17 protein-coding genes are annotated in these 12,239 nt (G+C 70.0%); 7 read left to right on the top strand and 10 right to left on the bottom strand.

Features of this window, described 5'->3' with window-relative positions; all coding sequences use genetic code 11:
• Positions 1–16: 16 nt before the first annotated feature.
• The 4 genes from ACIBU0_RS42195 to ACIBU0_RS42180 all read left to right on the top strand — a co-directional run bounded on the left by ACIBU0_RS42195 (position 17) and on the right by ACIBU0_RS42180 (position 2,580).
• Positions 17–634: a hypothetical protein gene (locus ACIBU0_RS42195; protein WP_398829643.1), complete on the top strand. Its 618-nt coding sequence runs from the start codon at positions 17–19 to the stop codon at positions 632–634.
• Positions 627–944, top strand: a complete 318-nt coding sequence (locus ACIBU0_RS42190) for a hypothetical protein (RefSeq protein WP_398829641.1) — start codon at positions 627–629, stop codon at positions 942–944. The genes ACIBU0_RS42195 and ACIBU0_RS42190 overlap by 8 nt, the downstream gene beginning before the upstream one ends.
• Complete coding sequence (locus tag ACIBU0_RS42185) at positions 937–1,437, top strand: hypothetical protein (RefSeq protein ID WP_398829638.1); 501 nt, start codon at positions 937–939, stop codon at positions 1,435–1,437. Before ACIBU0_RS42190 ends, ACIBU0_RS42185 begins: the two co-directional genes overlap by 8 nt.
• Positions 1,438–1,527: 90 nt before the next feature.
• Positions 1,528–2,580 (top strand): hypothetical protein, encoded by a 1,053-nt coding sequence (locus tag ACIBU0_RS42180; protein ID WP_398829635.1) that lies wholly within the window; start codon positions 1,528–1,530, stop codon positions 2,578–2,580.
• A 112-nt stretch (positions 2,581–2,692) separates the two neighbouring features.
• Here ACIBU0_RS42180 and ACIBU0_RS42175 read toward each other — a convergent pair whose 3' ends face one another.
• The 7 genes from ACIBU0_RS42175 to ACIBU0_RS42145 all read right to left on the bottom strand — a co-directional run bounded on the left by ACIBU0_RS42175 (position 2,693) and on the right by ACIBU0_RS42145 (position 8,395).
• Positions 2,693–3,628: a hypothetical protein gene (locus ACIBU0_RS42175; protein WP_398829632.1), complete on the bottom strand. Its 936-nt coding sequence runs from the start codon at positions 3,626–3,628 to the stop codon at positions 2,693–2,695.
• Positions 3,625–4,467 carry a ParA family protein gene (locus ACIBU0_RS42170; protein WP_398829629.1) on the bottom strand — a complete coding sequence of 281 codons (843 nt, stop codon included), beginning with the start codon at positions 4,465–4,467 and terminating at the stop codon, positions 3,625–3,627. The genes ACIBU0_RS42175 and ACIBU0_RS42170 overlap by 4 nt, the downstream gene beginning before the upstream one ends.
• Before the next feature lie 140 nt (positions 4,468–4,607).
• Positions 4,608–5,327 (bottom strand): polyprenyl diphosphate synthase, encoded by a 720-nt coding sequence (gene uppS, locus ACIBU0_RS42165; protein WP_398829626.1) that lies wholly within the window; start codon positions 5,325–5,327, stop codon positions 4,608–4,610.
• A 34-nt stretch (positions 5,328–5,361) separates the two neighbouring features.
• Positions 5,362–5,979, bottom strand: coding sequence for a hypothetical protein (locus ACIBU0_RS42160; protein WP_398829624.1), 618 nt, complete (start codon positions 5,977–5,979; stop codon positions 5,362–5,364).
• On the bottom strand, positions 5,976–7,262 hold the full coding sequence (locus ACIBU0_RS42155) for an MAB_1171c family putative transporter (RefSeq protein ID WP_398829622.1): 1,287 nt from the start codon (positions 7,260–7,262) through the stop codon (positions 5,976–5,978). The genes ACIBU0_RS42160 and ACIBU0_RS42155 overlap by 4 nt, the downstream gene beginning before the upstream one ends.
• 33 nt (positions 7,263–7,295) lie before the next feature.
• A complete protein-coding gene (locus ACIBU0_RS42150; RefSeq protein ID WP_398829620.1) occupies positions 7,296–7,835 on the bottom strand; it encodes a hypothetical protein in 540 nt (179 codons plus the stop codon).
• A 23-nt stretch (positions 7,836–7,858) separates the two neighbouring features.
• Entirely contained in the window at positions 7,859–8,395 is a 537-nt protein-coding gene (locus ACIBU0_RS42145) for a hypothetical protein (protein ID WP_398829617.1), read from the bottom strand.
• Between the two features lie 346 nt (positions 8,396–8,741).
• Here ACIBU0_RS42145 and ACIBU0_RS42140 point away from each other — a divergent pair, with 346 nt between their 5' ends.
• Positions 8,742–9,206 carry a hypothetical protein gene (locus tag ACIBU0_RS42140; protein ID WP_398829615.1) on the top strand — a complete coding sequence of 155 codons (465 nt, stop codon included), beginning with the start codon at positions 8,742–8,744 and terminating at the stop codon, positions 9,204–9,206.
• A 51-nt stretch (positions 9,207–9,257) separates the two neighbouring features.
• Here the strand turns inward: ACIBU0_RS42140 and ACIBU0_RS42135 are convergent, their stop codons facing one another.
• Both ACIBU0_RS42135 and ACIBU0_RS42130 read right to left on the bottom strand, forming a co-directional pair.
• Positions 9,258–9,575, bottom strand: coding sequence for a type II toxin-antitoxin system PemK/MazF family toxin (locus tag ACIBU0_RS42135; RefSeq protein WP_398829613.1), 318 nt, complete (start codon positions 9,573–9,575; stop codon positions 9,258–9,260).
• Positions 9,572–9,811, bottom strand: a complete 240-nt coding sequence (locus tag ACIBU0_RS42130) for a hypothetical protein (protein ID WP_398829612.1) — start codon at positions 9,809–9,811, stop codon at positions 9,572–9,574. Before ACIBU0_RS42130 ends, ACIBU0_RS42135 begins: the two co-directional genes overlap by 4 nt.
• Positions 9,812–10,068: 257 nt before the next feature.
• Between ACIBU0_RS42130 and ACIBU0_RS42125 the strand changes: the two genes are divergently transcribed.
• Positions 10,069–10,377 carry a helix-turn-helix domain-containing protein gene (locus tag ACIBU0_RS42125; protein ID WP_398829610.1) on the top strand — a complete coding sequence of 103 codons (309 nt, stop codon included), beginning with the start codon at positions 10,069–10,071 and terminating at the stop codon, positions 10,375–10,377.
• Positions 10,374–11,507: a helix-turn-helix domain-containing protein gene (locus ACIBU0_RS42120; protein ID WP_398829608.1), complete on the top strand. Its 1,134-nt coding sequence runs from the start codon at positions 10,374–10,376 to the stop codon at positions 11,505–11,507. Before ACIBU0_RS42125 ends, ACIBU0_RS42120 begins: the two co-directional genes overlap by 4 nt.
• A 50-nt stretch (positions 11,508–11,557) precedes the next feature.
• Here the strand turns inward: ACIBU0_RS42120 and ACIBU0_RS42115 are convergent, their stop codons facing one another.
• Complete coding sequence (locus tag ACIBU0_RS42115) at positions 11,558–12,079, bottom strand: hypothetical protein (protein WP_398829605.1); 522 nt, start codon at positions 12,077–12,079, stop codon at positions 11,558–11,560.
• Between the last annotated feature and the right edge of the window lie 160 nt (positions 12,080–12,239).

Raw genomic sequence — 12,239 nt, 5'->3', positions numbered from 1 at the left:
GAGAACGGAGTACCCCGTGACCAAGCAGCTCACCTACCCGTACACCTACACCGACGGCCAGAACCACCGTCTGATCCTGCGCACCGCGGTCGACGGGAACGGAGCTCCGTACGTGTGGGTCGAGGCCGAGAACCTCGCCCTCGGCGGGGACGTCGTCAGCATGTGGCTGACGACCGAGCAGGTCGCCGAGCTCGACGCCGCACTCGACACCGGCAGCGAGTACCGCGCCACCGACCACACGGGCGACGGTCTCAGCGTGACGCCGGGCGCCACCTGGACCACGTTCACCGTGACCCGGCAGGCGAACGACGACGAGGAATCCGCCACGGTGCCGGTCGTCGTCCTCACGGGCCGACTGCCGGAGCTGCGTGACGCGCTCACCACGACCGCGCAGTTCGCGCAGCAGCGCATAGCCGCAGGCGCGCGGAAGCCGTACGTCCTCACCCCGGCCGAGCACGACCGGGCGTGGCACGCGATCGAGGGCGCCGCCGGCGAGCCGGGGGCCGACCCGGGCACGATCCTGCGGGCCGTCCTCGGCGCGCTGCAGATCCTGCCGCCCAGCGCCGAGGCCTGGCAGGCCGCCCGCGAGGAGCTGCACGGCCGTGTGGGTAGGAAGCTGTCCCGTGGTGAGTGAGCCGGCCGCGGGCCGTGCGCTGGTCTGCCACTGGTGGGAGGACGAGCACGGCGGCCGCTACCTCATCCCGGGGTGTCACGCGCGCGTGGAGAACCCCGACCTCGAGGTCTGCCACTGCCCCACGATCGAGCAGCAGCTCCAGGCCGCGCGCCGCAAGGACGCCGCGACGGGCCGTGTGCTGCGCGGTCAACAGGCGTGGCACGACGCGATCGTGCGGGCCGTCTACGACCACCCCGACGGGATCGCCATCATGAAGGCCGCCGCCGACCTGGCCGAGCGCGGGTACGGCAGAACGGCGCGCCGTGGGTAGCGCGTACCTGGACCGTGGGCTCGCCGAGCGCCGGGCCCGGCTCGAGGAGCAGCAGTTCGACGGCGACTTCGAGATCCTCCGCGGCCGCCGGCAGCCCGTGGACCACTGGACGGACCTACTGTTTCAGTCGACGTGGTGGCAGGACGCCGAGCGGGACATCTGGCGCCTGGACGAGCTCGACGAGATGCGGTGCAGCCGGATCTACGGGTTCGTTGCCCGGCGTGAGGACGAGACCGGCACGCTCCTGGCGTGGGAGGCCACCCGGGGACCGGTGCCCAGCGGGGACGTGGCGTTCGACGCGTACGACCGCGGACAGGGGCAGCTCCTGGAGATGGTCAGCGAGCGCGGGTGGATCCATCGCACTGACCTGATGGTCGCCCTGCAGCGCCGCATGCGAGGCCTACCCGCGGAAGAGGGGACGTGCTTCTGCGGCTACCCCGTCGTGGAGGGCTGGGACCACTCGGCGTGCCGTGCCGGGATGGAGATTGCCTGATCAGCCGCGCGTGTCAGTGCGGTGCGGAAGAGTGAGCGGGGCGGAACCGGTGGTAGCGGCTCCGCCCCGCATCAGTATCGAGGAGAGTCTGTGAGTGACCGCGAGTACCCCCCGGAGACCACGCACGAACTGTGGTTGCCCACGCTGGACTTCACCAGGGGCAATGCGGCTGTCGCCTGGGCCCACATGATGTACCAGGGCGTTCGGTTCGTGATGCCGCCGCAGGTGGCAGCTCTGCCGAGTGTGGAGGAGCGCGCCGCGGCGCTAGCCGACGCCGAGCGGGAGCGTCTGACGACGGCGGAACTGTTCTACCTCGACGCGGCGGCCTGTGAGGTGGCGGAGACGGTGGAGCTCCGGCACCAGGCCGTCGAACAGCTCCTGCCGTCGGCGGCCGGCTTCCTGGTGTGGGAGAGGCCCCCGATGTACCTGCGCAGCGGGATCCCGATCCGGGCGGCGACGTGGGGTGTGGCGTTCGACGGCGGGACGTGGGTGTCGTGGTGGAGCGACACCCAGGCCGCGGTCCGTCTGGGCCTGTGCAGCTATGAGGCGTTGCTGGGGTCGGGGCCGCTGACCTTCCACGAGGAGGTGCATCTGCCGCCGCAGGCCTGGCCCGTCCAGGCCAGCACCCCGAGCGATCCGACGTACGGCATGTTCCGCGGCCTGTTCGGGGCGTGGACGGCGATCGACACCGGGGCCGTGGAGGAACGGCAGATGCCGCCGCTTCCGCGGGTCCGGAAGACTGCGCGGCGACAGCTCCAGGTCGAGGCCCCGCCGGTGCGGTGCTTCACCCCGTCGGCGTCGGGCGGCACGGCGACGTCCCCGCAGACGATCGTGCGGCGCACGCTGGCCGGCCTCCTCCTCGATCGCCCGTACCCGGGGGAGCTGCCCGCCGAGGTGGCACCCTGGCACTGCTACGTGAAGGACAGCGGGCATTGCCTCCTGGTCGTGCTGGACCCCGTCGAGGAAGGCTCCAAGCCGTCAGCGGGCGGCCCGGCCCGGGTCGAGGAGGCATGTGTGCCGGTGCCGGTGAAGGCCGTCCTGCGGGCGGGCTGGACGATCGGCGAGGGCGGGTACGTCCACACGCCCGTGCGCTACGACCACGTCCTCGGTGTGGTCACGGACCCGGAGGACGACGAGTTCTGACGCCCCGCCCGGAGGGCCCATCGTCTGGCCTATGCTGCGGAGGAGCTCCAAACGCGCGGAGGCCCGGCCACTACCTTTGGCCGGGCCTCCGTGTTGTGTGGGCGCTGGACGTCTACTCGAGCGCCTTACGGGCGGTGCCCCGAGCTTCCTTCTCCGCCGCCTTCATGCGCTCGAGGACGGCGTCGTAGACCGTGGAGTCCTCCGGGTCGGCGAACGCTTCCATGAGCCGGAGAGTGACCTCCGAGCGGGGGATACGGGGCCGGTTGAGAGCGTCCGCGATCTTGATGGCGGTCTTGTCGACGGCCCGAGTAACCGCGGGCGGGATCGCCCGGGAGACCGGCGGCTGGATCTCCTCGACGAGTACGCCCTTGATGGTCTTGGCCAGGGCGTCGACGTCCTCGTCCTCGTCGAGCTCGAGGTCACCCGGCAGCATCTTGACGGTGCCGCGGAGCCGCTCGGCGGTGACCTGGTCCGCGCCCCAGGTGTCGGCGACCAGGACGTACACCGCGACGGCCGCGTTCAGGTTGAAGGCGTTTTTGACCGGCACGATCTCCCGGACCTGGCCCGGGTTGACGTCGTAGCCGCGGGCGGCGAGGACCTCCCCGATCGCCCAGCCGGCACGCAGCTTGCTGCACTTGCCGACCGAGATGCCTTTCTCCAGCGGCGCCCACTCCTCGATCGTGCGGTAGGTCCGCTCCGGCTCGAGCTTGTGCGGGGTGTCCCGGAACAGTCGGCCGGTGGCGATGGTGTCGAGGGCCTTGCCCTGGATGAACCAGGCCTGATTGCCCAGGTCGACGCCCTCGAGGCACTCCTCGTACCGCTTGCGCTCCTCGTCGGTGAGCGCGCCCTCCCCGGCGGGCTCGACCGGGTCGGGGATCTTGTGCAGTCCCGGCTTGGCCTCCTCGACGGCGACCGCGACGGCTTCGCTTATGGCCGCCTGGCGCTCCGCGTCGGCGACTCGGCCGTTCCTCGCAAGCTTCGTGGTGCCGCTCCGCTTGGTGGTGGCGTCCCAGCTCGTCGCCTCGTCCCAGTTCTTGCTCCTGTTCACGCGGCCTCCACCAGTCCGCCCTTGACGGCGATGTCGCGGAAGCACTGCGCCGTGTCGGTCTTCGGCCGGTACATCTGGACGGGCTTGCCCTCCACTCCGGCCTCGCCCAGGTCGGCGCCGCGGAAGGGAATCTCAACAAGCGGCGCGAGCTGGGGGTGGCTGCGCAGGGAGTTCAGGACGGCCTTGTTGAAGTCGCCACCGCCGAAGAGGGCCAGGCTGATCACGAGGCCGATCTCGACGAAGTCGGTCCGGCCGAGTTCTTCCATGATGGTCTCGTGCTGGTCGAGCTGGGCACCGATGGCCTTCATCGCCCACCGGTGCGTGTTGGCCATCATGATGGCGCCGTGCGCGGCCGCGGTCATCGAGTTGGTGTCCGTGTCGATGGCCGGGCGAGTGTCGAGCAGGATGTAGTCGTACTCCCCCTCGAACCGGGCGAGCATCTTCCGGTGGGCGTGCAGCGCGTTGCCGCGCTCGCGGAGCCGTGCGGGCAGGAAGACCATGTCGGGGCTGGCCGGCAGGACGTGGAGGTTCTCGAACGGCCGGGCCACCAGCGGGTGCGGGTCGGCACCCTTGAGCAGGCAGTCGACTTGCGTGTCGCCCTCTTCCTCGTCGAGGCCCTCGAGCCGGAACCCGTCGGTGAGGTTGCCGGAGGGGTCGCCGTCGACGACCAGGACGCGCTTGCCGTAGGAGGAGAGCGCGCCGGCGAGGTTGATGGTGGTGGTCGTCTTACCGACGCCGCCCTTCTGGTTGCACATCACGATGATGCGCGTCTCGTCAGGGCGCGCGAGGCCGAGGGGCCCGTAGCGGAGCCGCTCGATGGCGTCTGTTGGTGTCGTCATGGGAGGGACGATAGTCAGACCGTCGCCTCGTTTCGGGCAGTGAGCCCGTATCGGTACCGGCCGCGGCGCGTGATAGGGCCCCGCACGTCACCCGTACGGGGCCCTGGGGGAGCTGCCCAATTGGGCAAGAATGATCTTGGTCAGCGGCCGAAGGTGCGGCGCTGCTCGGCGTGTACGGCCACGGCCTCGTCGACGGCTGCGGGGCCGTAGTCGGGCCAGTACCGGTCCTCGAAGTGCAGCGTGGCGTCCGCGGCCTGGTAGAGCAGGAAGCCGGACAGGCGGCGCTCTCCGCTGGTGCGGATGATCAGGTCGGGGTCGGGCAGGCCCCAGGTAGACAGGAAGTAGTCCACGGGCAGGGCCCGGCGCCCGTCGTAGTGGGGAGCTGCCAGGGAGCGGGCGACAGCCTGGCGGATGTCTGCGCGGCCGTCGTAGCCGATGCCGAGGCAGACGGTCATCCCCGACCGTTTGCGCGTGATGCCCTCCGCCCGGTCCATGGCGGCTAGGAGCCGGGCGGGCACCGGGTAGTTGCCGGAGAAGTGGGACAGGATGCGGATTGGGCCGGTGGCCGCGGCCGCCGCGGTGTCGAGGAGGTCGACCAGGACGTCGGCGAGGATCTCGACCTCCTCGGGGGAGCGGCCGAAGTTCCGGTCGGACATCAGGAACACGGAGGCGGTCTCGACGCCCAGGGCGCGGCAGTGCTCGAGGACCTGGTGGACGACGACCGCGCCCTGCCGGAAGCCCTGTTCGACGGTGGTGCCGTGGGCGGCTGCCCAGCGGCGGTTGCCGTCGGCTATGAAGCCGATGTGGCGGGGGACGTCGAGACGGTCAGCGGCGGGCGCGGTAACGGGAGGCGTCTGCATGGCCGGGAGGAGTACAGACACGGCGGCCCTTACGTCATGCGGTGAGCGCGGCGAAGACCAGACCGGCGGTGACGGTGCCCGCGATGGCGCCGGCGATGGTCTGGGCGAGGGTGTGGTCGCGCAGGGAGATGCGGGACCAGGCGATGACGGCGACGAGCGGGTAGGCGAGCCAGACGAGCGGGCCCCAGGTGAGGGCGAGCATCGCCAGGGCGCCGCCGGCGACCGCGGTGTGCACGCTGATCTTCCAGAACGCGGTGACGGGCAGGAGGACGGCGAGGGTGGCGAGCATCGCGACGACCAGGGCGACCATGTCGGTCGGGGCGTCGAACCAGAGCATGCCGCCGATGCCGAGACCGACCAACGCCATGATCACGGGGATGAGGATCATTCGGCGCTGTCGCTGCCCGATGTGCCGGTCGGCCCACATGCCCTTGCGCATGCCGTACTTGATGAACGCCATGGGCAGCACCGCGGCGAACAGGATGGCCTCGAGCGCCCAGAGGACTCCGGTCACTGGGTTGTTCTGGGCCAGGCCGACGCCGAGGCTCACCGCGACGATGACGTTGCGCGGCTCCATCCCGTCGGTGATCAGCCGGGCCGCGCGGTTCTCCTCGCGGGCCGGGGCGGGGGTGGGGGTCATGGTGCTGGTCATGCGGTGACTTTCTCGGGGAGCGGCTGGCCGGCGAGCTTGGCGGCGGCTTCGGCCAGGCTGGGCGAGTTGTAGTGGTGGGCGACCCGGGCCAGCCATGCGGCGTTGGCGAGCAGGTCGTTGTGCATCGGCATCTGGGAGCCCGCGGGCCGCTCGGCGACGTCTTCGGCGTCGACGGCCTTCATGCGGGCGACGCGCAGGGTGATCGCTTCGCGGGCCGCGCGGGCTTCGGCTCCGTGGAGGCCTTGCTGGTGTGCGATCTCGAGGGCTTGCCCGGGGACGTCCTCGCTGATCCAGGGCAGGAGCGTGAACCAGGCGTCGGAGATGTCGACGAGCCGTTCGTCCAGGCGGCTGTAAAGGTCGCGGATGCGGCGGCGTTCCTGCCGGGCCGAGTCGACCTCCTGGAGGCGGCGCAGGATGACGTCCGGCGGGAGGACCGAGACGAGCTCCTCCCATAGGGGGCGCAGCTCAAGCAGGCCACGGCGCATGCGGATCGCGCGAATGAGCAGCTCCACGGCGCGCACGGAGCTGCCGGTGATGACCAGGAGGATGGTCACCATCTGGATCAGGGAGCCGCCGCGGTGGAACGCGCCCTCGCTGAGGGGGAACGTCCAGTCGGTGAAGCCGCAGACCAGGAACGAGATGCGGTACACGGGGTAGAACGCGCCGACTCCGGCGCCCGCGGCCATCAGGCGCATGCACAGCCGGAGCAGCCGGTCGTCGGTACGGCGGGCGACGGTGAGGCACAGCATCGCGGAGGGGACCAGGGCGGTGCCCATGCCCAGGAGATAGAGCGCCAGGTGCGCGGTGCCGGCGACGTCTCCGTACTGGCCGGAGGCGAAGTCGCGGGATCCGTCGGGTGCGAGGACGGAGGGAGCCGAGAAGGGGAAGAACGCCGAGGCGGAGACGCCGGCCGCGATGAGGATGGCCAGGCGGGGCTTGAGGGAGATCCAGCGGCGCCACATCGGTTCCTTGTCGCGCGGTGGCACGACGGACTCGACCCACCCGACCAGAAGGGTGCAGGCGACCATCACGGCCAGGTGCTTGGGGAGAACCGCGGCGTCCTTCATGCCGGTCAGGTCGGCGAGGGCGTCCTCGATGGCCGACAGGCGGAGCGTCGCGCCGACGGCCAGGGCCGCGAAGGTGGCAAGGATCGCCCGCTTCCCGCTGGTCTTGGCCGGGTCGCCGGGGGTGTTGCGGTCGCGGAACTCCTGGTAGGAGCGGACGGCGACCACCACCCACAGGGGGATGGTGGTGCACAGGTCAATCAAGTCGTCGGTAGGCACGGGCATCCTGCGGCAGGGGCGGGCGGGGGAGGGTCACAGGCTGTGGTGCAGCCGGTCGACCAGGGGGTCGTGGTGGCGGGTGTCGCGGGCCTGCTCGGCGGCCTTTCGGCGCAGCAGGTAGGCGAAGCCCTCGGCCTCGTTCTCGATGCGGACGTACTCGGGATCCTGGGGGCCCTCGTGCGAGCGGGCCCGGCCGAAGAGGCAGCCGCCAAGGAAGTCGGGGCTGAGGAACTCGTACGGCTCGGGCTTCGGCTTGACGGGGAGGAGGAGCGGCTGGTGGCCCATCTCCTGGTGGCCCCACTCGTGGCCGAGGTTGTGCACCGCGGCTGAGCCGGTGAGCTCCCCAGCGACCCAGACGCCGTCCGGGCCGTCGTCGGGGCGTTGAAACCACAGGGCGTTCGCGTGCAGGCCAGGGATGGGTGACGGGCCGCGCAGCAGCTCCAGAAGGCGTCCGTAGCGGAGCTGGTAGCGCTCCTGCATCACCGCGAACAGCGTGTCGACCGTCAGCGGGGTCGGGATGGAGACAGCGGCGAGGGCCTGGCGGATCTTTCGGTCATGGGCGGACTGGATCACCGGAGTTGAACACCTGTGGGGGGCTAGTCGGTGGACGGGACTACTGGGAAGGATCCGGTCTCGCTCTCCATCGCCTCGAGCTGCGCGAGCTGCTCCGCGTACCGGGCGACCCGGGCCTGTCCGGCAGGGGACAGTCTGCGGGTTGTCCGGGCCAGGACACGGACCGTCGGAGGCTCTGGTTCTTCACTCTGCGTTGGACGCCTGGACTCCAGAAACCGTTGCACTTCCTCCACAACCTTCTGGGAGGTTTCGCTACCGGTGGCCTTGAAGACGTCCAGGGGCAGGCCGAAGAAGTCCGCGAGGATGGAAGCCACCTCGAGCCCCGGGTTCTTGACGGTGCCGTTGCGGAGCCGGCGGATGTGCTCGTTCGTGATGGTGCCGGCCCCGAACCGGGCGTTGATGGCATCAGCGACCTCGGTGTTGGTCGGCTCGATGAACTCGCCGGGCTTGTGCGGGTCCTCCTTGGCCTGCGCCTTGAGGAGGAGTCTTAGCACCTCTTGGAACGTGCGGACCTGCGCCTTGGGCTCGGCAGGTTCCTGGGCATGGGGGTCTGCGGTCACTGTGGGGTGGTCTTCCTTGGCGGGATGGTGAGGGTCTCACCATAACTGGCTTCCACAGATCATTTGATGGCCGGTAGGTTTCAAACACAGATCGTTTGACGATTGACCCTTCGACCATCTTTGATGGGTCGCGGAACAACACGCTCCGGGCACGCATGGTTACCGGAAGTGCGTTCCAATGACCACGTCCGCCCAGGTCAACCCCAGAAAGGCCTTTCATGCCACCCCATCCCCCGTGTCGCTCCGTGCGCATCCGTAAGCGCATGGTTCCACCGCTTTGACCCCTGCACGCTAGCCGCTTTCGAACTAGCATTCGAGAACGTGCCACCTGACGGAACGGACCACAGTGACGATTTCCGACGCCGCACCACACAACTGGCCTCCGCACGCCATCACGGGGGAGGGAGGTGTCGCCCTCCTGCTCGGCGTCGAGAACTCTGTCGACTTCACCATCGACGACCCCGACGTCCCCCCCGCTGAGGCCATGGAACGGGCCACCGCGGCGGCGACCCTCGCCCTGCCTCGGCTGCTCGAGGGCGCGACCCACGCCACCCGAACGAGCGACGACGTGCGGGCCGTGCTGCAGGAGCTGGTGGACGTCACCGCCCGCCACAGCACGGGGGCCGGCCTGGTTGCGCGGATCGCGTACGACGGTGCGCACGTCACGGTGTCGGTGGGAGACATGGCGGGCACGTTGCCCGCACCCGAGGAGGAACCGGGCCTGTACCTGGTGTACCGCCTCGCCTCCGAGGTGGGGCAGTACGACGGCGACCACGGCGGCCGAGTCACCTGGGCCGCGCTTCCGGCATGACGACGCCCCCGGCCGGAGTCCAGCAGGGGGCGAACGGAAGACGACGAAGACCTACAGGTCGAGAGCTGCGCGGACTGCCTGCGAGACGCGGTCCATCTCCTCATCCGAGAGGAAGCCCAGGAACTTGCCCTGCTCGAACCGCACGGGCCGAAACTGGGTGACGTCCGAGGCCATGACGACGCCACGCACCGGCTGTTCGATCGGGATCGTCAGCAGGGTGTCGGGGGCGTTCTCGACTTCCTGGATGATCACGCAGGCGATGCCGCCCGGGTGATGGGCGATCACTGCGTTGTGCTGGATGACCAGGACGGTCCGGTCCCGGCCTACGGTGGGCACGCGCCACACCGCCCCCCGGAGGATCTCGGTCACGCGGCGGCCTCGGCGTCAGCCTCGGCGGCCTCGAGCACGTCGTCCATGGGGTCGGCAGCCTTGATGCGTGCCACCTCGATCATGGAGTCGTTGATCAGGCTCTGGCGTACTGCCTTCTCGACGTAGGCGGAGAGGTTGCCGCCGCCGGCCAGCTTGGCGCGGCGCATGAGGTCCTTCTCCATGGTGATGCTGGTGCGCTCCCGGGTGGCCCCACCCGACGTGTTCGGTGTCGTCATACGATCCATCCTACCGTTCAGCACACTCAGGTGTAAGGTGTGATCGCCAACACCGAAAGTAGCGGCAGACATGCAGAAGGGGCGCCAACCTGGCCCGGTCGACGCCCCGACTTCCTACCCGGTCCTCGCCAAAGGGGGTAGGGACTGCTTTAGCACCGAGCATACAGGCTGCTCGGCGCGGACCACTCGCTTCCGCGCCCGCCTGTGATATTCGCGATGCGCAGTTCCTCCTCTCTGACCAGACAGAGAGAACACACATGAGCACTACCCACATCGGCGCCGCACTCGACGCCCCCGCCGATATCAGCCCCACCGAGCGCCTGGTCCTCGTCCTGCTCGCCCGGGACGCCGGCCCCGAGGGCATCGCCTTCCCGGCCCTCAACCACCTCGCCACGGCGGCGAACATCAGCCCCTCGACTGCCTCGCGCTCGTTGCGCCGACTGGAGGCCCTCGGCCTCGTCGAGCGCACCCGTTCCTTCACCACGACCGGCGCGTCCGCGGCCACGCAGTACCGCGTGGTCGTCGACGTCCAGGCGGGCGACGGCACTGAGGAGGGCCTGGCGTGACCATCAAGCACATCTCGATGGTGCTTGAGGCCGAAGGCCTGGACGGGCCGGAGAAGCTGCTCCTGATCGCCTACTGCAACCGGACAGATGATCACGGGTACTGCTGGCCCGGCCAGGAGCGCCTCGCCGCCGACTGCGGTACGTCCGTGGCCACCGTCAAGCGCGTCAAGAAGAAGCTGATCGAGAAGAAGCTGATCGCCTCCCAGCGGCGCCTCGACCCGCAGACGAACGAGCCGATCACCAACCTCACGCGCGTGAACCTCCCGCTCCTGGCCGCCATGAAGCGCAAGCCGACGGACTACGACGACAACGTCATCGAGCGGCTCACCTTCGACGCGGACGCCCCCCTGCCGCAGAAGAAGCGGAAGGCCCCGAAGGGGTCCGGGCAGGACGCTGACCAGGTGACAGCTCAAGATGAGCCCGACCCTGTGGACAACTCCGACACCCCCTCTGACCTGCTGATGGGTCAAGATGAGCCCGACCCTGAGCTCAAGATGAGCCCGACCTCGGATCAAGATGAGCCCGACCTCCCCCCCAAGTTGAGCCCTGGGTCGGGTCAGGTTGAACCCCTAACCGTCAGTGATCCACCACAGAACCATCAGGGAACCGTCCGTCCCTCCGTAGGTTCCACGGACTCCTCCCCGACGGAGGGAGGGACGGACGGGACCAAGCACGCCCAGGAGGAAATCGAGCTCACCGAGGGAGTGCGGCTGTTGCAGGCCCTCGGACAGGAGCGGCCGGAGCTGATGCTGGCGGGCAAGGTGCTGGCCGATCAGGGCATGGTCGTCGACGAGCTGTTCCGCCTGGGGTGGGACGTCACGACCCTGTGGCCCTGGCTGGTCCGGCCGCTGCCCAGCCCGTTGAAGAAGTCGGTGGGCGCTGTGATTGCGGGCCGGTTGAAGGAGCTGCTCGTCACGCCCGTGCCGGGTGCACGGCGGGCCTGGGGCGATGGCAGCGCCGACTACCCGGACCGGGAGACCCCGATGCCCCGGCAGTACACAGCGGGCAGCCAGGCCGTGGTCCGGCGGCACTACGAGTGCGACGGGGACGACGGGCTGTGCGGCCGCCCTGTGGAGGCCGAGGGCGACCGGTGCCCGCAGCACGCACGCGAGCCGCAACCGGCGTGGTGACCGTGTCCGGGTGCAGTGCCGCCCGCCTCGGAGGCTTCCGGGGCGGGCGGTCAGCCGGTGCGGCGCAGCCGGTTGGCCACCCCGGCGATCAGCTCGGCGTCGCCGCGGCTTCGGTACCAGGACACCGGCAGGCCTTGCTCATCGGCGTCGACGATGGCGAACGGCTGCAGGCGCCCGTCGAGGACCACGTTGTCCTGCGGGCGGTACTCGACGCCGAAGCGTTCGGCCGGTTCCTCGTCGCGGCCGCCGAGGTGCGCCAGGCGCTCGGCGATGCGGGTCACGTCGACCCCGGCCGGGGGAGTGGGGGCCGGGCGCCGGCGGCCCGGGGGTTCCGGCAGGGCGTCGGGCTTGACGTCCAGGTCCTGCAGCACCTGGGGGAGGTAGCCCAGGTGCCGGGCGACGATGTAGTCGTTCTGCTCCTGGAGGGTGCCGAGCTCCCGGTTGCCCAGGCGCACGTACAGGGCGAGCAGCTCCTCGAGGACCGCCTCCGCGGTGAACACGTCGCCTCTGGCGCGGGCCGTACGAATCTGCTCGATCAGCGGGCCGGTGACAGCGGCGAACGAGTCAGACACGAGGTGGCTCCTACCCACGTCGGACGGCTGGGACGTGCCACGCTACTACCCATCCCGATGGTCCCGGATAACGGGCCAGGGCGCCCCCCTCTCCTAGGTGCTTTTCGCGCGCGCAGCCCACGCGCCTCGCGGCGCGGCTGGCAAGGAGGGAGGGGCGCCC

Origin of the sequence: Streptomyces sp. NPDC049627 (genome assembly GCF_044465645.1) — a bacterium.
GTDB lineage: Bacteria > Actinomycetota > Actinomycetes > Streptomycetales > Streptomycetaceae > Streptomyces.
The sequence above is the reverse complement of the archived record's forward strand: the minus strand, read 5'-3'. Positions and strand labels throughout refer to the sequence as shown.

Bases quoted from the DNA above. Each gene is read 5' to 3' on its own strand.
- ACIBU0_RS42130 (WP_398829612.1), bottom strand. From the start codon at position 9,811: ATGACGACACCGAACACGTCGGGTGGGGCCACCCGGGAGCGCACCAGC.
- ACIBU0_RS42160 (WP_398829624.1), bottom strand. From the start codon at position 5,979: ATGACCAGCACCATGACCCCCACCCCCGCCCCGGCCCGCGAGGAGAAC.
- ACIBU0_RS42170 (WP_398829629.1), bottom strand. From the start codon at position 4,467: ATGACGACACCAACAGACGCCATCGAGCGGCTCCGCTACGGGCCCCTC.
- ACIBU0_RS42125 (WP_398829610.1), top strand. From the start codon at position 10,069: ATGAGCACTACCCACATCGGCGCCGCACTCGACGCCCCCGCCGATATC.
- uppS (WP_398829626.1), bottom strand. From the start codon at position 5,327: ATGCAGACGCCTCCCGTTACCGCGCCCGCCGCTGACCGTCTCGACGTC.